The following is a 21087-nucleotide window of genomic DNA, read 5'->3' on the forward strand; positions in this document are numbered from 1 at the left end:
TTTTTGTCATTACGTAATATTAAAAGTGTTAAACATAACTGGTACTTATAAAAATATAAAAAAAGTGCCCAACACTTAATTTTGAGGGAAGTTATATGTCACTATTCAAGCAGTTTATTCCAAAGAAAGTTACCTTAGCTGTATTCATTGCCATATCGGGAAGTACTAGCGTATTTGCTGAAGAAGCACAGAGTACAAATAATAATGTAGAAGACGTTGAAAGAATTGTTGTGACTGCCCGAGGACGCACAGAAACACTTCAACAAATTCCAGACTCTGTTACCGTTTTTAGTGACGAAGATATAAAGGCTGCGCGCATAACCTCTATTAAAGATTTTTCGGCGCTAACCCCAAATTTAAATGTATCAACAAATTTCCGCTCAGGCCTCAATTTTGTTACGGTGCGTGGCCTGATAACACCACAAGTTGGTGAAGCCCCTATAGCTTACGTGGTTGATGGCATTACGGTGCCAAATTTAGAGTTCATTAACCAAGGCTTACACGACATTGAAAGAATTGAAGTACTAAGAGGTCCACAAGGTGCCTTGTATGGTAAAAATGCTATTGGCGGTGCAATAAATATTGTGACTAAACAAGCATCTGATGAAATTGAAGGAAGTGTACAAGCATCAATCGCCCAAGGTAATGACAGAAAAGTGAATGTCGCCGTCAGTGGACCAATTGTTGAAGATAAAGCCTATTTTAGGTTTTCAGCAAACTATCAAGATTTTGACGGTTTAATTGATAATTCTTTTTTGAATGAAGAAGTTGATTATGTTGATGATGCTTTTGGCACACAAGGCATGCTTGAATTTTATTTAACTGATTACACCACCCTGACTTTACACGGCAATTACTCTAAGAAAACTCAAGGGAGTAATTACATGGCATTTGTGACGAAAGATGAGCTGGAAAATTTTTCAATCAAACCGGGTGCTAATGCTGTAGGGCTTGATGAGTCTGAACTTTGGTCTGTCTCAGCTAAAGTTGAGCATGAAACTGATTATGGTGACTTGGTATTTATTGCATCAGCGAATGATTCAGACATTATGTTTTTCTCTGATGGTGACTTTACTCATCAAGATGCCAGTGAAGACAATTTTTTCTTTCCTATTACCCAAATAAATCCAATAGAGGAAGACTCTACGAGTTTTGAAACTCGCTTTACATCTTCAGGTGAAGAACGTTTTCGTTGGGCGCTTGGCGCATACTATGAAAGCAAAGATAGAGAAGTATCTTATGATCAAGTATGGGATTTAACACCTACAGAGCGAGTAACTTACCAAGATGTAAAAGAGAATATTGCTCAAGATCCTTCGTTAGTCTTTGAAGGTGAAAAAACTATTCAAGAAAGCACTGCGTATGCGATTTTCGGTCAAACAAACTATGACATTAAAGATGACTTAGAACTAACATTAGCATTACGTTATGACTCTGAAGAGCGAGATGCATTTGATGAAAGAGCCCCTAACGCTTCTAAAGCGAACGAAACCTTCAGCCAATTACAACCTAAAGCTTCAATTGCTTGGCAAATGACTGAAGACCACTTACTTTATACAACGTATTCGAAAGGTTTTAGATCTGGCGGATTCAATGAGTATTCTCCGTCTGTTATTAGAAACTATGATCAAGAAGTATCAGACACTGTCGAGCTAGGCATTAAAACAACGTGGCTTGACGGCAAAGTTTGGTTAAACATGGCGCTGTTCCATATTGAACAACAAGATGCTCAATTTACCCGCTTAAACCCCGAGACATTCACGCTTGAAAATTTGAACATTGATAAAGTATCGATTGATGGTTTTGAGTTAGAAATGTCGGCCGCCATTACAGACAATTTAAGCATTAATTTTGGTCTAGGTTTAATTGATAACGAAATTACCAAAAACCGAGGTGTCGACATTCTTTCTGGCAGAGATTTAGCGGCGACCGAAGGTGGCACCATGCCTTATGTGTCAGACTTTAACCTTAATGGCTCTATCGATTACTCTAGAGAGTTATTTGGTGATTATATGCTAAAAACCCGTCTTGCATTTAATACGCTTGGCCCGCGTTCATTCGATATTTTCAATGAAGATACCGGTGAATCAGATACTCATACCTATTTAAATGCCAATATTGCTGTTGAAAATGAACAGTGGTCTGTTTCATTATTTGCATCTAACTTAACTGATGAAGCTTCTCCAGAAACCGTATTCTTATTTAACCCGTTAATTCGTATGCGAAATCAGCCACGACAAGTGGGTGTGCAGGCGCGTTATAACTTCTAAAAGAGCAAAGCTCTCCAGATTTAGCTGCTTACATATTAGGTAGCTACTCAAACGGTGCTTGGTGGTAATTTCATTATCAAGTACTGACTATTTTTCTTTTAAATTTATATGTCTAGTTCGGTTATGAATATCGAACTAGATAAGGTTAATTTAAACTTTTTTTCAATTAACCTTTTTAAGTAAGGTGCAAATTATGACAGTAAGAGTCGCAACAGATGTTGGTGGAACGTTCACCGACCTTGTATATATTGATGAAGGTAATGTTAAAGCTGTTAAAAGTGATACAACGCCGCCAAATTTTGAACAGGGCGTAGTCAATGCAGCTATAAAAGCAGATATTAATTTGTCAGATGTAGATTTTTTTGCTCATGGCTCGACTGTTGTTATCAACGCTATTACCGAGCGAAAAGGTGTTAAAACGGGTTTGATCACTACAAAAGGCTTTCGTGATGTTTTAGAAATTGCCCGAGGTAATACGCCTGATATTTTCAATAATACTTATCAAAAACCTAATCCTTTTGTTGAGCGCCATTTACGTTTAGAAATAGAAGAACGTCTTGATTACAAAGGTAATGTTGTTACACCTATTAACTTAGAACACTTACCTGAGTTAGTCGCCTACTTTAAATCGCAACAGGTTGAAGCTATTGGTGTTTGTTTTTTGCATGCTTACTTAAATCCAGAACATGAAATTAAACTGGTGGCGGCACTGAAAAATTTATGGCCAGAAATTAATGTTATTTCTTCACATGAAATATCAGCCGAATGGCGCGAATATGAACGAACGAGCACTACGGTATTATCAGCCTATGTTTTGCCTCCGGCGCAGCAGTATTTAGATAAATTGAAAAAGAAATTACTGGCGAATGGCTTAAAAACCGACCCATTTATTATGCAGTCTAATGGCGGCATTGCCACCTTAAAGTCTGCACGTGACAACCCAATAACATTAGTTGAGTCGGGCCCTGTTGGCGGTATTCTTGGGGCTGCGGCTTACGGCGAAGTTATTGGCGATGGCAATATTATGGCATTGGATATTGGTGGTACAACCGCTAAATGTTCATTAATTCATAATGGTGAAACACGTATCACCACAGAATATGTATTAGAAAAAACGGCGAAAAAGGCTGGATACCCAATAAAAACACCCGTAATCGATATTGTTGAAATTGGTAATGGTGGTGGCAGTATCGCTTGGATCGATGCAGCCAATAGTTTACATGTTGGTCCGCAAAGCGCGGGCTCTACTCCTGGTCCTGTTGCTTATGGGCGAGGCGGCAGTGCGCCAACAACAACGGATGCTAATTTAATTACCGGTCGAATTAACAGCGAAAACTTTGCAGGTGGAGAAATTCAACCCGATCTTAACGCGGTAGAAGCTGCTTTTAAAACCTTGGCTGACCAGCTTAATGTTAACGCCATGGATGTTGCACATGGTGTCCTCAACATTGCTAACTCTAATATGGTAAATGCACTTAAATTGATCTCGGTAAATCGTGGTTACGACCCGCGTGATTTCTCTTTAATGGCCTTTGGCGGAGGTGGAGCGCTACATGCAACCGCCTTAGGTAAAGAGTTAAATGCGCGTAAAGTTATTATTCCTCCATTTGCAGGCGTTTTCTCCGCTTGGGGGATGTTGATGATCGACTTACGCAGAGATTATATTCAAACCCATAGATTTACGTTAACGGATAAAAGTAAAAACGCCGTAATTTCAGCTTTTGAGCATGTTATTGAAAAAGCAGCACTTGATTATAAAAATGATGGTATTGACCAAAGCAAAGTTAAGCATGAGATGTATGTCGATGCTCGCTATAGCGGACAAGAACATACGGTTAAAATTCATGTACCTAGTACTGAGCTTGAAGAAATCGAATTTATTGGTGAACTTTCAGAGCGCTTTCATCAAACCCATCACCAAGAATATACTTTTAGGTTAGACGGCTCCGCAATTGAAATTGTTAATATTCACTTAGTTTCTTTTGGGCTTTTAGATAAAGCAAAGCTTGAGAAATTACCAGCAAGTACAACGGAGAGTGCAGATGAAGCTTTAATCGGCAAGCGCACTGTGGATTTTGATAGTGATACTCTGGTAACTGCTGCTATTTATAATCGTGAAAAATTACAACCAGGCATGAAATTTAAAGGGCCTGCGATTATTGAAGAGAGCACTACAACTACTGTGGTTTTACCTGAGAATCGAGTTGAGATTGATGATTTCGGTGGCATTCATATTTATCTTCGTGATTAATGAATTGATATTAATCTGAATAAATTGAATGAATTAAATAAGTTGAGTAAAAAATTATGAATAAAAAAGTCGATATATTTACTATAGAAATTATTAAAAATGCTTTAGTAGCCATTGGCGAAGAAATGTTTTTAGCTTTAAAAAGAAGCAGTAAAAGCCCAATTATTTATGAGTCACTAGATTATGGTATCGGTGTTACAGATGCTAAGGGTTTACTGATTTCTCAAGGAAATGGCATCCCAGGTTTTATTGGCACATTGGATGCGGGCGTGCAAAATATTATTGCTAAATTTGACCGCGATAATATTTATCCAGATGATGTTTTTATTTTAAATGACCCTTATGCGGGGGGCGGCACTCATTTGTCTGATGTTTGTATGATCCGTCCGGTATTTTTTGAAGAAGAACTTGTCGCTTGGACGGCTAACAAAGCACATTGGACTGAAATTGGCGGTAAAGATCCCGGCAGTTACAGTGCTGATGCTACTGAAATTTATCAAGAAGGTTTGCAGTTCCCTGGTATTAAAGTATTTGAAAAAGGTATTGCGAACCAAGCGCTACTAGATTTAATCGAGGTGAATGTTCGCTTACCAGAAATGACTTTAGGTGATTTACAAGCCTGTGCAGCTTCTTTAAAAGTAGGTGAACAACGCTTTTTGTCTGTGATAAAAAAATACAGCAAAGACGTTACCTTAACAGCGATAGACAAGTTACTCGAACATGGCGACTTAATGGTGTTAGAAAAATTTAAAACCTTACCTAAAGGGGTTTTTGAAGCCGAAGATATTATTGATGAAGATGGCATGGGCAATGGGCCGTTTAAAGTCAAAGTAAAAGTTACGATTACCGATCAAGCTTTTGTTCTAGATTATACCGGCTCGTCTGACCAAGCGCCTGGACCTATTAATTGCACCATGGGAGTATTAATTTCTGCGGCAAGAGAAGTTTTTATGGGTATTGTTCAACCTGATGCGCCAGCAACTGACGGCTGCTTTCGCCGATTACAAGTTATATGCCCCGAAGGTACATTATTAACAGCAAAGCGTCCTGCACCCGTATCTGCTTATTTTGAATCTATGGTTTGTGCTGCTGATGTGGTACGCAAAGCATTAGCACCTGTTTTACCGGGGGTAGTTACTGCAGGGCAGTTTGGCTCAGTATGTACGATGAATTTATCTGGTCAAATACCTGAAACAGGCGAGCATTACTTGTTGGTTGAGCCATTAGTTGGTGGCTGGGGGGCGGCTGTTGGTAAAGATGGTGAGTCAGGTCAATTTTGTGTTGGTAATGGCGAAACTAGCAATATACCTGTGGAAATTACAGAGGCACGATACGGCGTTATGGTGGAGCAATATGCTTTTAGTAATAATACAGCCGGAGCGGGTGAATTTAGAGGGGGTAATGGTGTCGTGCTTGATTATCGAATACTTTCAGACGATGCTGATATTTCTAGTTTTTTTGGTAGAGGTATCACAAACCCTTGGGGCATTAATGAAGGTGAAGAAGGTTCATGTAATTATGTTCAAGTTTTTGATGACCAAGGTAATGAAAAAACTCGCTTTAGTAGAACAAGTCGTTATCCTTTGAAAAAAGGTGATTTAATCAGGTTAGTTACTGGTAATGGTGGTGGCTGGGGTAATCCAAACAAGCGACCTAAAGCGAAAGTATTAGCCGATATAAAAAATGGCTTTATTTCTGAGCGCGATGCTCAATCGATATATGGTATTTGATTTTACTTTTATCATCAGCTACTTACTTAGAAAATAAAGGATTTTTAATGCACCATACAACGTCTAATTCAGATTTAAAATATGGTCTCAGCGGTTTAGCTACTGCACCTATTGGCTACTTAGTTTTATTATTTTTACCTGTGTATTTAGAAGTTGTTGGCATTAGTTTAGCGTTAACTGAGCAACAAATCGGTTGGTTAGCTTCTACAGACTCAATCGGTTTGGTAATAGCTACTTTCGTTTTTTCTATCTTCATTAAAAGAGTTAACTTTAGAAAAGCCTTAATTGCTGGGGTTGTCATTACCGTACTTGGCAATTTAATTTCAGCCTTAGTAACTGACTTTTTATTACTTTGTATTATTCGAAGTTTAACGGGGTTGGGCGAAGGAATAATTGTTGCTGTGGGTATTAGTGCTATTGGCATGACCAGTAACCCTAATCGATGGTTTGGTTTTTATACTGCAGCCATTGTTGTTGTGCAGGCCATTGGCTTAGTACTTGTCCCCATTATTTATGACTCGATGTCATTGAGTGGCGTTTTTGTTGCTATGGCCGTATTTTATATCTTTCCTCTTATCGTTATAAAGCTGCTACCACGTAAAAGTGATGATTATAAATCGGCACAAGGTGTGGTTACAGATCAATCTAAACCATCTAAACAAACTAACAAGTTACTCAATTTAGGTTTGCTAAGTTTACTGTTCTTTTATATGAGCATTGGTGGAGTATGGACCTATGTATCGATTATGGGTACAAGTTCAGGCTTAACATTATCTTTTGTATCTCAAGCACTGTCTTTAGCTATGATCGCTGGGCTTGCAGGCGCGTTGTTTTTTGCGTTAATAGGCGATATCGGTAAAAATATTGGTTTATTGTTTATTTCAATAGTCGTGATGACCTTATCAATATGGGTATTAAACAGTGGATTAACGGATATGCGATACCTTGTGGCTATGTGTATATTTAGTTTCTTCTGGAGCATCGCAGGTGCCCGCTTATTTGCGGTTATTTCAGATGTAGACCATTCAGGTAAATATATAAGTGCGGCTCAAACAGTGGTTGGCGTGGGGTATATTTTAGGGCCAATTTTAGCTTCAACGTTAGTTAAAGGGGTAGGCTACACTGATGTAATTATAATGGGATCGCTGCTGTTTAGTTTATGCTTTATTGTGATATTACCACTAGCACGCTTTAAAAAGAGTTGATTAACCTTTACCTATGATAACCAACTTTATATGATAATTTATTGCTAACAACGGGTAATAGACGTGATAGAAATTTCGTTTTCTAAGTATTCTTGTTTTTCAGCTTTTTGAAAAATTTGCTCAAGTACATCTCTACCTTGAATGATTTGACCAAAAGCAGCAAAGCCTAATCCGTCATCATAGCGTTTGCCGCCAAAATTGAGTTCAGGTTGATCCTTGATACAGAAAAAGAAGCTTCCATCGGCGCTGCCGGGTTCAAATCTAGCCATAGATATTGTGCCGTCTACATGCAAAATACCGGTATCTTTTGTCGTTTCATGTGCAACACCGGGTAGCAAGTTAAGGTGCTCTGGAGGTAAACCTGCTTGAACAACGTTTATTGCTGCATTAGCATCTTCAGCCTGGTTTGCATTTTTATCATTAACTATTCTGAAAATGCTACTATCGTCAAATAAATTATTATCTACATAATGTAAAAAGTTAGTCACTGTAATAGGTGCTTCTTTTAAAAATAATTTAACAGTAATATTTCCTAAAGTGGTTTTAATTAAAACGCTAGGATAAGATTTCATAATAATTCCAATGTTAATAGGCTTAATGAAGTTCAAGTTATATTATGATGTATCTACAACAAATATAATTTAGTACTCTGATACTAAAACAGAATTTTCTATTTATTTTAAATCGTTTTACAAACCTCAGGTTGGTACAAAATGGCAAAAAAGCATATTAAGTTAGACAGAATGAATCGACGTATTTTAACTGAGCTGCAAAGCAATGCGCGTATTAGTAATAATGATTTATCTGAAATTATAGGCTTATCCCCCAGTGCCTGCTTACAACGTGTGAAATCATTAGAGGACGCTGGATTTATTATTAGCTATGCCATGGTGACCGATGTAGATAAATTATGCGTTAATGTAAAAGCTTATGCGCATTTCACGTTAAAAAGTAATACTTATCAACATTGTAGCGTATTTGAAAAAGGTATTAAAAAATATATCGAAGTGGTTGATTGTATGAAAGTTAACGGCGGTATTGATTATATTGCTTTTATGATGTCCTCTACGATTGAAGATTTTAATCGCGTTTGTAATGATATGATGCAAGATACTTTAGGTATTGAAAAAATCACCAGCCACTTTGTATTAGATACAGCCAAATGGTTTGGTGGCTATCCACTTGATATTTTAGAGTGGAAAATACCAGAAGATTAAATGCCATTTATAAAAAATGGCATAAGAACTTGCCAGTAAAAAATATTTCAGGAAAACTGTAAAATTGACGTTTTCGATTCATTTATTACTGATTATTTCCCGTTATCTTCTTTCATTTCAAAATCCAACTTATTTGGAATTCATTAATTTCAGCAATAGTGGCTCAATGCCATTAATTTAAGGCCGTTTATCGTTTAATAGATACTTATTTTGCTCGCTTCTATGGCCTTTTTGCACAAACTTTTGGTCTGGGCGAATAATACTTAAACACTTTGATATCTTGTTTATGATCGCATCATATAATTCACTATCTGCTAATTTCATCATCAACTTTACAACATTATCTTTGAGCTGGTTTATCGTAAAGATGAAGTTTATTTTATAATCATAAAGCCTATTTCTTTTAAAATTAGCATGACCTTCCTAAATTGAACAAGCCTAGTCAGTGGACTAAGCTCAAATGCTCCCTTTCTCTTTTATGTTAGGTACGCGATGACAACACCCAGAAAGCAATAAATCAGTTTAGCAGATACGCCTTATCAGCAAGGCATTCAACGCCGTATCAGGCGTATTTTTTTATGTAGTGAAGATAAGTGCTCAGGCAAAAACTATGAACATCGTTGAGGGGGGATAGAAGAGAAACTACATTTCTTTCTATGCTATATGCGGTTGTAAGTGCATAGCTTAATTGGTGCGTGAGCGTTAGTACTAAACGTTAATCACAGTAAGAACAGAAATTCCTCCTCATGCTTTATTCGTCTGGTGCTTCTAATGTAAACACTAAATGTTTGCGCATATTTTTTAAAATAACGCCTTTTTTAAGCATTGCTCCGCTCAAGCGTTTTTGCCATTTTAATAAATCTGGTTTTGCAGTCTCTAAAGCTTGCTCGTTTTCGAACTGAAAGCACAGCAGTAGTGAACTTGGAAATAAGTGATATTCAACGTCAAACCAGCATTGCAGCATACCAGAAAGTTCAGCGCGGCCTTGTTCTTCTAGTTTGTTGGCAATATTAAGTACAAGTGCTTGCTGCTTTATTTGTACAGCGGAGAGTTTCTTCATTATTAAAATCCAAGTTAGCGGCTAAAAATTCAGCCGGAATAGGGGGCATTATACGCAAGCTTATAGGCAGGCAACAACATTGAAAGGGAGTTAATGTTTAACATGGTGTTTCAGGAATTAGCTGCCTATTTATCCTTTGCAGATGGAGCATATAAAACAATCTACCAAGATGAAAAACCGCGGGTTATTGATCTCACTCCATTTTACTTATCATTGCTAGTCAGTTAATTTGACTACAAATATTTTATATTGCACAAGTCGCCGGTTTAGGTTTAGCACTAAGCACTGATATAAATGCGGCGTTCGCGTTACGACCTCATACAGAACTTGCACTAGGCCTCAATTGTCTGTGGTAGGTGTATCAGTATTTTGCTAAACTCCAAAAAAATATATTCGCCATTTTATGGTGAGTAACCCAATACAGTATGGAAATAAAATGAAAATTACCGATAAAACCGTTGTTCAGTTTCACTACACACTTAAAGATGAAGCAGGCGTTGAGCTTGAAAACTCACATGCTGGCGATCCGCTAGCTTACCTGCATGGTTATAAAAATATGCTGGTCGGTTTAGAAAACGCTTTAGCGGGTAAAGAAACTGGCGAAAAGTTTTCGGTGACGTTACAACCTGAAGATGCTTACGGTGAGCGCAAAGAAGATGCGATTCAGCGAGTGCCAGTAAAACATTTACAAGGTTTGCCAACACCAAGCGCAAAATGGAAAGCAGGCATGACTGCCGTCGTGAATACTGAAGGTGGTCAACGTCAAGTGACTGTTGTTAAAGCCGGTAAATTCATGATCACCGTTGACATTAACCCGCCACTAGCCGGTAAAGTTTTAACTTTTGATATCGAAGTTACTGATGTACGTGCTGCAACGGCAGAAGAAGTTGAGCATGGTCACGCCCACGGTGTTGGTGGTCATCACCACTAAGCAAGTCATTGCACTTTCTCTATTAAACCGGCGCTATGCCGGTTTTTTATCTCCAGAAAATAGTGATTTTTGTTGATTTATGCTTTTCAGTTCATTTGTTTTTATGGTTGTTTAGCTGAATAAACTTTCTGTTTATCGCATTCACTTTCTTATTCCTTTATCGTACTGTTATGGTGAGTTATACATTTAGGTCATTAAAATAACAATAAGGTCGATAATATGTTTACATCATTAAAGTCAACTGTCACCACCATAGCGTTAGTCGTAAGTTCAGTGTTGTCTCAATCAGTATGGGCTGAAACTTCAGTTATTCATGCCGGAGAGTTATTGGTTATTGCGGGTCAAGCGCCGTTAAAAAATCAAACCTTAGTGATCACTGATGGTAAAGTGTCGGCGGTTAAATCTGGCTTTATTGCCGCTAATACATTTGCTGATGACGCTAAACTTATTGATTTGTCATCGAGTTTTGTGATGTCAGGGCTGATGGATATGCATGTGCATTTGCAAGGTGAATTAGGGCCAAATAATGATAGTGAAATGGTTAATTTATCTGATGCCGATACGTTAATGAAAAGCGCTTATTTTGCTAAAAAAACCTTAATGGCGGGTTTTACCACAGTACGCGATTTAGGCAGTAGTGCAGAGCAAGTGTTCGCCCTACGTGATGGTGTTAAACGGGGTTGGGTAACTGGACCAACGATTATTGCTGCCGGTTCAAGTGTCGCGGTTACTGGCGGACATGGTGATGTTGATGGTATGGCGCCTGACCTAATGGAACTGCATACCGCAAAAACCGTTTGTGATGGACCGTATGACTGTCGACGAGCAACACGACACGCTATTAAGTTTGGTGCTGATGTGATCAAAATTACCTCTACCGGTGGCGTATTATCAGATACTGATACAGGTACTGGTCAGCAAATGGCTGATGATGAAATTAAAGAAGTTGTTGATACTGCCCATGCACTTGGTCGTAAAGTAGCGAGCCATGCCCATGCCGCAGCGGGTATTAATGCCGCATTGCGCGCCGGAGTTGATAGCATTGAGCATGGTAGCTATGCCGATAAAGAAAGCATTAAATTATTCAAAAAAAGCGGTGCTTATTTAGTACCCACCTTAATGGCGGGTGATACCGTGGTTAATATGGCAAAAACCTCTGATTTTATGTCACCTGCAATTAGCGCTAAAGCTATTCGTGTGGGGGGCGATATGATCGAAAGCTTTAAACGTGCCTATAAAGCAGGGGTCAAAATAGCCTACGGAACCGACAGCGGTGTTTCAAAGCATGGTTATAATGCTAGAGAAGCACAATTAATGTTAGCTGCTGGTATGTCGCCACAAGATATTTTAGTCTCGGCTACTATCAATGGCGCTGACTTAATTGGCCGAACAAAAAGTGTCGGCACTCTAGAGGTGGGTAAAGTAGCTGATGTTATTGCTATGCACGGTAGCCCGTTAAACGATATTGATGAACTACTTGATGTTGATTTTGTGATGAAATCAGGGGAAGTTGTTAAGCAAAAATAGCTAAAATAAGTAAAGTTTTTTTGATAAGTGTAATTTAAGGCTGTTGATAATAGCCTTAAATTATTTCCCCGTACTCTTTAGCTTTTACTCAAGTACAGAATATGGGGATTTACTTTAATGGCGTTGATTTTCTGCCTAATACACCTGTGGCTAATGCCACTCCGAGTAAGATCACAGCACCGCCGCACAGCATCATTAAACTGATTGTTTCATCTAAAAATAATGTTCCCCATAAAATGCCAAAAACTGGAATTAAATAGGTAACAGATATAGCTTTTGCGGGGCCTAATTCAGCGATAAGACGAAAAAATATAATATAGGCAACACCGGTACAAATAACGCCAATAAGTATCACCGAGCCAATGGCTTTTGCACTGGGTAATGTTTCAGGGATAAAAAATAAGCTCATTGGTAACAGTATGGCACTAGCCGTAATTTGACTGCCGGCAGCTAAAGCTAATGGCTTGATATCGGTTAAATATTTTTTGGTATAATTTGCTGAAATACCGTAACAAAGTGCAGCTAACATTGCCGCTAACGTTGGCAATACCACATCCTTATCATTAAAAAATGCACTGTTATTACTGTCAAAGTGCCCATTTTCAGATACCAGTAAATATACCCCTAAAAAACCAATAAAGAGTCCTAATGTCGCGCTTGGTGTTAATTTATCTTTTAACCAGAAATATGCCACGATAGCACCAAACATAGGTGTTGTTGCGTTCAATACTGAAGTTGTTCCTGCGGTTAACGTTAGTGTGGCATAACCAAAAAGAGCAAAAGGTATTGCGGTATTTAATGCCCCGACAACAAATATCCTTCGCCAACGTCCATTGAGTGCTTTGGTTTGTTTAAATAAAACTAAGCAGCTAAACAAGAATATAGCGCCAATGCTAGCACGCAATGTAGTGAACAATATCGGACCAAATTCAGGTGCGCCAATGCGCATAAACATGAATGAAGCACCCCAAATGCTCGCTAACAGTAGTAATTCTATCGTGGCTTTATAGTTTTTAAGGTTAAAGGTATTCAATCGCTTCTCTTGTGAATGCTGATATTGATGAGCTTTGCTAGCAGTTTAGCGTTTAACGTTATCTGTACTCGCGATAATCGGACGATTGATATAAATAATCTCAGCGGAGATCAAACAGGTGAAGGCTTGTTTATTTCAACAGAGATGACCCTAATGGTATGGCTACCATCGAATTGCCACTGAATATTAAATTCATACAAGCTCATACCGTAGATTTTATTGTCAGCATGTTTTTGTTTATAAGCCGGGCGAGGGTCTTGGCTTAGTACCTGCTCAATGAGTTGACGTAGTTTTGGGTATGATGATGAATATTCATCAATAACTGTTACTGCAGCTGCAGTAAATATGATGCTAAGGTCATTCGTTGGTTGCTGATGGGCATATCCGCCTTGGGCATCAGCAATAATATCGGCATAGGGAACATAAGGCTTAATATCGACTATCGGGGTGCCATCAAGTAAATCAAATTCACTTATATGCAAAATAACCTGCGAGCCTTGATGCTCGGCTTGTAGCTCTATTTCGTCGAGCTTTACCACCGACATGCCAATAGGATTGGGTCTAAACGTTGAGCGTGTTGCCAATACGCCGAGCTTTTTATTACCGCCTAAGCGTGGTGGGCGTACTAAGGGTTTCCAACCTTGTGCTTGGGTGCCATGAAAAACAAATATTAGCCAAATATGGCTAAACTGCGCTAAACCTCTGACCAATTCAGCATTATTGGCCGTTCCTGTTAGGCGTATTTGCCCTTGTGCTGCGGTGACAATGCCGGGTTGGCGGGGAATAGCGAACTTTTCTTTATAAGGCGAGTCGACAGTGCCAATGACATTTACCTTAATACTGTCGATCATTTGTTCTCTTGCTCAACCTTAAATGCGCGGCCATAGCATACGGTTGATGCTAGACAATATTTTGCAGCCTTATCGTCTGTTATCATCACGCATTGGCTAAAAATAATAGCGTTTGCACCAAGTTGATAAGCTTTGCGTCTTGCTTCTGTGCGGGCGTCAATTTCATTAGGTGCAGCATGATAAGCTTTTTCTTGGCAAGACTCGCCCTCAACTAAACCAAGAAATTTATATTTTCCAGCTAGATCTTGCTCTTTTTCAACCATTTTTACTTTTGTCGGCGAAAAGTAATGTTTGAAATTATCACGGTCTAGGTTGGTTGATACATGGTTTATTTTTGCGCAACCAGTTATTGCCAGTGTTATCAATACAGTAAGCTGAATTATACGTTTATTTAATACCAGCGATTTTTTATAAGTTTTATGCATTATTTTATTACCATTACTGTTAGTTTAGCTTGTTCTAAGCATTACTAATGCTGTGCTAATTTACACAATTAGTTAATCCGTTGGGTGTTTCCCTTGATCCAATAATCGAATAATTCATCAATCGTTTTACTTTGTTGCTTCATTGTTAACCAATTACGCATAAATAGTTCAAAAGCATGATCATTTTTATTAATAGGAAAAGCCATATAAAGCGGCGCTAATTCAGGCTTAGGTACCACTACGGTATAGCTTGGATTGAGTAGTGTCCAAGCTGATGATGCCGCTGCACCAAAAACCATGGCATCAATATGAGCATACTCTGCTTTAAAAAATAAGCGTGGTGTTGATATTTCCCAAGCCTTGCCATGAGTAAAGGTTTTAGCAATGGCTTTTTTATAATAAAAGCTTTCAGGGATACCTAAGATAAGATCGTCGCGCTGGAGGATGTTATCCCACTGGGTAAACTCTGCTCGGCGTTTATCTTTAACGACTATGGCAATACTTTGCGTACTGTATGGCATGGTTAGCGTGAATTGTGCCATATTGTCTGGAATAACCGGCACACCCGTTGTTATGTCTAGATAACCGGACGCTAATAATGATTTAGCCTGATGACGAAATATTCTTACAAACTCAATATCAACATTTAAATCAATAGCCAGTTGATTCATTATTTCAATATCAAAGCCCACGAGCTTGCCGTCATTGTTGTGGAATGAGTAAGGCAAATCATCACGAAAATAGCCGACACGAATAAAACCACGTTGCTTAATGCGCGTAAGTACACCTACAAAGGGTTGAGTGGTTTCACTACTTTGTGCGGCTTGATCTAAATAATGGCTTTTGACTTCGTCCATGAGAAAGTCACGCTCAATAAATTTAGTGTAGCCCTGATATTGATAACTAATAGCACTAAAACCAAACTTTAATGCCATAAAGGCAAATACGGATAAAGCGGGAATGATCAGGAGATATTTTATCAGTGCTTTTTTCTTTAGACTAAAAGCTTTCGCCATACTGGTGGCAACCAGTAAGGGTAAACAACTGGCGAAAGTCACCGAGAGCAATGCCGATAAACGACCCACCACTAAGTTTTCAGAAACAATAAAAAAATCGAACATAGAGTGTGAAACATTAAATAACTCTAATAGATTTTGCATTGCCAATGTACTGGTGCCAAATAACTGTGGAATACCAATAACAATAAGTTTTACATAATCTTCAAAACTGATGTAAGCGCCAGAGAACCAAGCGGCAAATAAAACAAAGAGTAATGATAATAATTTACCACCAACAGGTAAGCTGTAACTAATAGGTACAATCACCTCAGAGACTTTATCGGCATTGTCGATATGCGCATATTGTGTCGCAATAAGTTGCTTAGTTTTTTCCACAATAATCGGAATAACAACAAAAAAGCTACCGGTTGCAAATGCGGTGATCATCGCTTCGCGCGATGCTTTTAAAATCGCACGATAACCAAAAGGGGTAATGGTAGCTAGCAGGGCAGGAAAGACAACAAAAGAAAGTAACAGCACTAACACCAGTGAACTGGCGACATAGATCATTAAGCCATCAAGTTGTGAAGCATCAAGTGTTGATGCGGCTCGCCAACCGATACAAAATATACCGACAGGGGCAAAACGCATCACCAAGCTACTAATATTGCTAACGGATTGTTTTAAATTATTTAACACCGCTAATGATTGACGTTTATTTTTAATTGGCATTAAGCCAATACCAATAAATACGCTAAAAAACACCACTGAAGGGATAATGGCGTTAGCGAAGGCATTAAAGGGGTTTGACGGAATAAATAATTCAACTAAGTTAAATTCTTGGCTAACTTTAATGGTGTTGGCACTATAAAATTCAGCGGTTTGCCAATTGGGAAAGGACAGCGGTGCCATTAATATAAAACACAGCATTAAGGTCATCAGCAAGATGATCAACACTAAGGTACTTTTAAGTGCCAATTTTGCCTTACTGGCAGATAAACCGCCAATACCGACAATAAGCGATAACGAAATATAAGGCAGTGCCGTCATTTGTAATAGCATAACAAAGGCATCAGCAAGATGACTAACCATCGAATATAAGGGCGCGTTAACACTACCAACGATAAGCCCAATGGCCATAGCAATAAGAATACGAGTCGATAATGGGATTTGGCTAAGTTTCAATATTGTCATACCAGATAAGAATAATGTTAGGTTGTTACTATTTTGCAGATTATAGTAAAGTGAATAAAAGATACATCCTGTACATGGCTGCTATTTCACATCCATGTGATCGCAGCATACCTTACATCCTGTACATGGCTGCTTTTTCACATCCATGTGATCTCAGCATACCGTACATAAAGGCAAACCCTGCTTAATGTAAAGGTTTGCCTAATAGTGTACTAAGTAACTGAGTATTTGTTATTTAACGCGCATACCGGGTTGAGCTCCGTCATCTGGATTAAGTATCCATAAGTCTTTACCACCTGGGCCTGCAGCTAATACCATGCCTTCTGACATACCAAAGCGCATTTTACGTGGCGCTAAGTTTGCGACCATAACGGTCATTTTACCAATAAGATCTTCTGGCTGATAAGCTGACTTGATACCGGCGAATACCTGACGAGTTTCACCATTTTCTTGGCTATCAAGTGCTAAGGTTAACTTCAGTAACTTATCTGCTTTTTCAACATGTTCAGCGTTGATAATTTTCGCGATACGCAAATCTATTTTTGCAAAGTCATCAAATTGAATTTCTTCGCTGATAGGATCGCTGCCTAACGGGTCACTTAATGCGGCGCTGTTATCAACAACTTTTTCCTGCTTAGCCTGTTTTTTTGCTTTAGTTGGTTTTTCGTCATCATCTTTAACCAGTAAATTTTCTTTTGAAGCTTCAGTCATCGCGTTGACTTTGTCCATATCGACACGCTGCAATAAGGCTTTAAATTTGTTGATTTTATGATCCGTTAATAAGGTTTTGTGGCCTTCCCATATTAACGGGTCATTTAAGAATTCAGCGGTGCTATCGGCTAACACTGGCAGTACTGGTTTTAAATAAATCATCAAGGTACGGAACATATTAATACCCAATGAACAGATATCTTGTACTTCTTGTTGTTTTGTTTCGTCTTTAACTAACTGCCAAGGTTCTTTAATCGCGATGTATTCATTAACTTTGTCAGCTAATGCCATTATTTCACGCATACCACGACCAAAATCACGCGACTCGTAATGTGCTGCGATACTATCGCCAGCGGCCATTACTTCATCCGCTAAAGCTTGGTTGTCAACGGTCGCTGAAAGCATACCGTCAAAACGTTTAGTGATAAAGCTTGCACAACGTGAGGCTATATTCACTACTTTACCAACAAGATCCGAGTTTACTCGTTGAGCAAAATCTTTAAGATTTAAATCTAAATCATCAATACGATTGGTCAGTTTTGCTGCATAGTAATAACGTAAATATTCTGGATTTAGATGATCTAAATAAGTGCGACCTTTAATAAAGGTGCCTTTAGATTTAGACATTTTAGCGCCATCAACGGTAACAAAACCATGAGCATAAACAGAGGTCGGTTTTCTATAACCCGCACCTTCAAGCATCGCTGGCCAGAATAAACTATGGAAATAGATAATGTCTTTACCGATAAAGTGATAAAGCTCAGCTTTAGAATCTAATTGCCAAAACGCGTCAAAATCAATGCCTTTTCTATCACATAAATTCTTAAAGCTACCCATATAACCGATAGGTGCGTCTAACCAAACGTAGAAGTATTTGCCGGGTGCGTTAGGAATTTCAAAACCAAAATAAGGCGCATCACGACTGATATCCCATTGTTTTAAACCTTGCTCGAACCATTCCGCGAGCTTGTTAGCCATTTCTTCTTGTAATGAGCCGCTGCGTGTCCACTCTTGCAACATATCGCCAAAAGCGGGCAAATCGAAGAAATAATGTTCTGAATCACGTAAAACGGGGGTTGCACCTGAAACCACTGAGCGTGGGTTTAGCACTTCAGTTGGTGAGTAGGTTTCGCCACAGTTATCACAGCTATCGCCATTTTGATCTTCGCTTTTACATTTAGGGCAAGTGCCCTTTACAAAGCGATCAGGTAAGAACATGCCTTTTTCTGGATCGTACAACTGTGAAATTGTGCGGGTTTTGATGTGACCTTTCGCATGTAAACGATTATAAATTTCTTCAGCAAAAGCTTTATTTTCATCACTGTGCGTTGAATGATAATTATCATAGCTTATATGAAAGTCAGCAAAATCAGCCATATGCTCTTCACGCACACCCGCGATCATTTCTTCTGGTGTTACGCCAAGCTCTTGTGCTTTAAGCATGATAGGTGTGCCGTGGGCATCGTCAGCACAAACAAAATAAGTTTCATGACCACGCATTCGTTGGAAACGAACCCAAATATCGGTTTGGATATGCTCTAATAAATGGCCTAAATGAATAGAGCCATTGGCATATGGAAGAGCACAGGTAACTAAAATTTTACGCTTATCTGTAGATGGTACAGATGACTTTGATAAAGACATATAAAGTTTACATATTATTGGTGGTAATTATGCAGGGAATGGTACAGAATTTGTCATTACTTTTCATTAAGAATTATCGTCTTTATGTCATAAAGAGCGGATAAAAGTGCGTTTTAAAAATGTTATCAAATTTCTTATCTAAAAAACTATTTTCTAAAAATGAAGTGAGTGTTGAAAACCAACAGACTATCCAAGGTTTTCTTGATACTTATCGTTCTGATATTTTTCCCCAAGGCTTGTTGGTAGTTGCCGAAGCTATGACGATGGAAATGGCGAAAAAAAACCTTATTATTAAGCTATCGTTACCTTTTCCTTGCGATGGCGAGTTGCATGATATTGCTGAACAATTAACTGAGTTAGTGCAACAACCGGTCAGCCTTGATGCTGAATATCATATTACAGCCGTTAGGCAACATCAGATACCGGGTATAAAAAATATTATCGCGGTATCGTCAGGTAAGGGCGGTGTCGGGAAATCAACAACTGCCGTTAACTTAGCCTATGGTCTTATTGCGGAGGGCTGTCATGTTGGGATTTTAGATGCTGATATCTATGGTCCGTCAATCCCCACTATGTTGGGATTGAAAGGCGCAAAGCCAACATCTAATGACGGCAAATTGATCACACCACTTGAAGTTAACCACCTAAGTGCGATGTCAATTGGCTTTTTAGTTGATGATGCTAATGCCACCGTATGGCGTGGTCCTATGGCGAGTCGTGCATTTTCACAATTACTGAACGAAACCGATTGGCCTGAACTCGACTATCTGATAGTCGATATGCCACCAGGTACTGGAGATATTCAACTCACTTTAGCTCAGCAGGTACCTGTTGCCGGTGCGTTGGTGATCACCACACCGCAAGATATTGCTTTAGCCGATGCCATCAAGGGCATGGCGATGTTTGAACAAGTAAAACTACCGGTACTGGGTATTATTGAAAACATGAGCTATCACCAGTGTGAAAATTGTGGTCATCATTCACACTTATTTGGAGATGGTGGCGGTAAGCGTATTGCCCATGAAGCTAATACCCAGTTACTTGGCCAATTACCACTCGATATCCGTATACGAGAAGATGCGGATACCGGTCGTTGTATAATAAATGAAAATAGCACTGGAGAAATAGCCCAGCTGTATCGTAATATAGCGCGCAAAGTCGCTGCGCAATTGTATTATCAATTAGATATGCGTAGCCCAACCACAGCAAATATTGTGGTTGAGTGATAAGACCTCAAATAATTTACCGATGAACGGCAACGACTAGGCTGTTCATCGAGATAATGTTAAACGGAGCATCAAAGTATTCGTTTGATATAACAACTAAGCCTAAGAAGAATAATCATGAGATTGTGTGACAAAGATATAGAAGAAAGCATTCGCCAAGGGCAGATTGAAATCTCGCCAACACCTGATAGCAGCATGATTTCAGGGGTCAGTGTTGATATCCGTCTAGGTAATGAATTTAGAGTATTTCAAGATCATACCGCGCCTTACATTGATTTAAGTGGCCCGAAAGAAGAAATGCAAAAAGCCATGAACTCTGTAATGAGTGATGAAATTTATATTCCTGATGGCGAAGCGTTTTTTCTTCACCCTGGTGAATTAGCTTTAGCTGTAACCTATGAGTCTGTAACCTTGCCAGATAATATTGTCGGTTGGTTAGATGGTCGCTCATCATTGGCCCGTTTAGGACTAATGGTGCACGTTACTGCCCATAGAATTGATCCAGGCTGGTCAGGACAAATTGTTTTAGAGTTTTATAATAGCGGTAAATTACCATTAGCATTAAGACCTAAAATGACGATTGCGGCGCTTAACTTTGAAACTATGTCATCAAGTGCGGTAAGACCATACAACAAGCGTGATAATGCTAAGTATAAAGGTCAGATGGGGGCGGTTGCTAGCCGTATCAGTCAAGATGAAGATCATAAATAATTTTTAAGCAATAACTTAGTGATCGTCAATGACCACAAAGCCAACAATAATCATGTTGGCTTTGTGGTTTATAAATTGTGTTTTTAACGTGTATGCAAGTTCG

At 38.8% G+C, this 21087-nt stretch carries 16 protein-coding genes; 9 read left to right on the forward strand and 7 right to left on the reverse strand.

Translation table 11 applies throughout. The features are described from left to right. The first annotated feature begins 95 nt into the window (after positions 1–95). From FGD67_RS18865 to FGD67_RS18880, 4 genes are all read left to right on the forward strand, one after another. Positions 96–2270: a TonB-dependent receptor gene (locus tag FGD67_RS18865; RefSeq protein WP_257172586.1), complete on the forward strand. Its 2175-nt coding sequence runs from the start codon at positions 96–98 to the stop codon at positions 2268–2270. 193 nt (positions 2271–2463) lie between these two features. Continuing rightward, complete coding sequence (locus tag FGD67_RS18870; protein ID WP_257172587.1) at positions 2464–4521, forward strand: hydantoinase/oxoprolinase family protein; 2058 nt, start codon at positions 2464–2466, stop codon at positions 4519–4521. A 56-nt stretch (positions 4522–4577) separates the two neighbouring features. Then, a complete protein-coding gene (locus FGD67_RS18875; protein WP_257172588.1) occupies positions 4578–6251 on the forward strand; it encodes a hydantoinase B/oxoprolinase family protein in 1674 nt (557 codons plus the stop codon). Continuing rightward, positions 6248–7456: an MFS transporter gene (locus tag FGD67_RS18880; protein WP_373567800.1), complete on the forward strand. Its 1209-nt coding sequence runs from the start codon at positions 6248–6250 to the stop codon at positions 7454–7456. Before FGD67_RS18875 ends, FGD67_RS18880 begins: the two co-directional genes overlap by 4 nt. Positions 7457–7500: 44 nt before the next feature. Here FGD67_RS18880 and FGD67_RS18885 read toward each other — a convergent pair whose 3' ends face one another. Further along, positions 7501–8028 carry a peptidylprolyl isomerase gene (locus FGD67_RS18885; protein WP_257172591.1) on the reverse strand — a complete coding sequence of 176 codons (528 nt, stop codon included), beginning with the start codon at positions 8026–8028 and terminating at the stop codon, positions 7501–7503. Positions 8029–8169: 141 nt separating this feature from the next. On the opposite strand from FGD67_RS18885, the gene FGD67_RS18890 reads away from it, so the two are divergent. Further along, positions 8170–8673, forward strand: a complete 504-nt coding sequence (locus tag FGD67_RS18890) for an Lrp/AsnC family transcriptional regulator (RefSeq protein WP_257172592.1) — start codon at positions 8170–8172, stop codon at positions 8671–8673. A 751-nt stretch (positions 8674–9424) separates the two neighbouring features. Here FGD67_RS18890 and FGD67_RS18895 read toward each other — a convergent pair. Next, the gene (locus tag FGD67_RS18895; protein ID WP_126668386.1) at positions 9425–9733 is read right to left on the reverse strand and encodes a hypothetical protein; all 309 of its coding nucleotides are present in this window, start codon (positions 9731–9733) and stop codon (positions 9425–9427) included. Between the two features lie 436 nt (positions 9734–10169). On the opposite strand from FGD67_RS18895, the gene FGD67_RS18900 reads away from it, so the two are divergent. Both FGD67_RS18900 and FGD67_RS18905 read left to right on the forward strand, forming a co-directional pair. Then, the gene (locus FGD67_RS18900; RefSeq protein WP_257172593.1) at positions 10170–10664 is read left to right on the forward strand and encodes a peptidylprolyl isomerase; all 495 of its coding nucleotides are present in this window, start codon (positions 10170–10172) and stop codon (positions 10662–10664) included. A 219-nt stretch (positions 10665–10883) separates the two neighbouring features. Next, positions 10884–12191 carry an amidohydrolase family protein gene (locus tag FGD67_RS18905; protein ID WP_257172594.1) on the forward strand — a complete coding sequence of 436 codons (1308 nt, stop codon included), beginning with the start codon at positions 10884–10886 and terminating at the stop codon, positions 12189–12191. A gap of 109 nt (positions 12192–12300) precedes the next feature. On the opposite strand, the gene FGD67_RS18910 is transcribed toward FGD67_RS18905, so the two are convergent. From FGD67_RS18910 to metG, 5 genes are all read right to left on the reverse strand, one after another. Beyond that, positions 12301–13224 carry a DMT family transporter gene (locus FGD67_RS18910; RefSeq protein ID WP_257172595.1) on the reverse strand — a complete coding sequence of 308 codons (924 nt, stop codon included), beginning with the start codon at positions 13222–13224 and terminating at the stop codon, positions 12301–12303. Between the two features lie 110 nt (positions 13225–13334). Beyond that, positions 13335–14075 (reverse strand): tRNA (N6-threonylcarbamoyladenosine(37)-N6)-methyltransferase TrmO, encoded by a 741-nt coding sequence (tsaA, locus tag FGD67_RS18915; RefSeq protein ID WP_257172596.1) that lies wholly within the window; start codon positions 14073–14075, stop codon positions 13335–13337. After that, complete coding sequence (gene rcsF, locus FGD67_RS18920; protein ID WP_257172597.1) at positions 14072–14500, reverse strand: Rcs stress response system protein RcsF; 429 nt, start codon at positions 14498–14500, stop codon at positions 14072–14074. The genes tsaA and rcsF overlap by 4 nt, the downstream gene beginning before the upstream one ends. A gap of 68 nt (positions 14501–14568) precedes the next feature. After that, a complete protein-coding gene (locus FGD67_RS18925; protein ID WP_257172598.1) occupies positions 14569–16683 on the reverse strand; it encodes a cation:dicarboxylate symporter family transporter in 2115 nt (704 codons plus the stop codon). Positions 16684–16923: 240 nt separating this feature from the next. After that, positions 16924–19047, reverse strand: a complete 2124-nt coding sequence (gene metG / locus FGD67_RS18930; RefSeq protein ID WP_257172599.1) for a methionine--tRNA ligase — start codon at positions 19045–19047, stop codon at positions 16924–16926. A gap of 119 nt (positions 19048–19166) precedes the next feature. Here metG and apbC point away from each other — a divergent pair, with 119 nt between their 5' ends. Beyond that, positions 19167–20273: an iron-sulfur cluster carrier protein ApbC gene (apbC, locus tag FGD67_RS18935; protein WP_257172600.1), complete on the forward strand. Its 1107-nt coding sequence runs from the start codon at positions 19167–19169 to the stop codon at positions 20271–20273. Positions 20274–20390: 117 nt separating this feature from the next. Further along, positions 20391–20984 (forward strand): dCTP deaminase, encoded by a 594-nt coding sequence (dcd, locus tag FGD67_RS18940; protein ID WP_257172601.1) that lies wholly within the window; start codon positions 20391–20393, stop codon positions 20982–20984. Positions 20985–21087 lie beyond the last annotated feature (103 nt).

The sequence above is a fragment of the Colwellia sp. M166 genome (assembly GCF_024585285.1).
GTDB lineage: Bacteria > Pseudomonadota > Gammaproteobacteria > Enterobacterales > Alteromonadaceae > Cognaticolwellia.

What these genes read in the sequence shown, in the direction of transcription:
- FGD67_RS18905 (WP_257172594.1), top strand. Translation starts at nt 10,884, where the DNA reads ATGTTTACATCATTAAAGTCAACTGTCACCACCATAGCGTTAGTCGTA.
- FGD67_RS18900 (WP_257172593.1), top strand. Translation starts at nt 10,170, where the DNA reads ATGAAAATTACCGATAAAACCGTTGTTCAGTTTCACTACACACTTAAA.
- FGD67_RS18895 (WP_126668386.1), bottom strand. Translation starts at nt 9,733, where the DNA reads ATGAAGAAACTCTCCGCTGTACAAATAAAGCAGCAAGCACTTGTACTT.
- metG (WP_257172599.1), bottom strand. Translation starts at nt 19,047, where the DNA reads ATGTCTTTATCAAAGTCATCTGTACCATCTACAGATAAGCGTAAAATT.
- FGD67_RS18875 (WP_257172588.1), top strand. Translation starts at nt 4,578, where the DNA reads ATGAATAAAAAAGTCGATATATTTACTATAGAAATTATTAAAAATGCT.
- dcd (WP_257172601.1), top strand. Translation starts at nt 20,391, where the DNA reads ATGAGATTGTGTGACAAAGATATAGAAGAAAGCATTCGCCAAGGGCAG.
- FGD67_RS18885 (WP_257172591.1), bottom strand. Translation starts at nt 8,028, where the DNA reads ATGAAATCTTATCCTAGCGTTTTAATTAAAACCACTTTAGGAAATATT.
- FGD67_RS18890 (WP_257172592.1), top strand. Translation starts at nt 8,170, where the DNA reads ATGGCAAAAAAGCATATTAAGTTAGACAGAATGAATCGACGTATTTTA.
- FGD67_RS18870 (WP_257172587.1), top strand. Translation starts at nt 2,464, where the DNA reads ATGACAGTAAGAGTCGCAACAGATGTTGGTGGAACGTTCACCGACCTT.
- tsaA (WP_257172596.1), bottom strand. Translation starts at nt 14,075, where the DNA reads ATGATCGACAGTATTAAGGTAAATGTCATTGGCACTGTCGACTCGCCT.
- apbC (WP_257172600.1), top strand. Translation starts at nt 19,167, where the DNA reads ATGTTATCAAATTTCTTATCTAAAAAACTATTTTCTAAAAATGAAGTG.
- rcsF (WP_257172597.1), bottom strand. Translation starts at nt 14,500, where the DNA reads ATGCATAAAACTTATAAAAAATCGCTGGTATTAAATAAACGTATAATT.
- FGD67_RS18865 (WP_257172586.1), top strand. Translation starts at nt 96, where the DNA reads ATGTCACTATTCAAGCAGTTTATTCCAAAGAAAGTTACCTTAGCTGTA.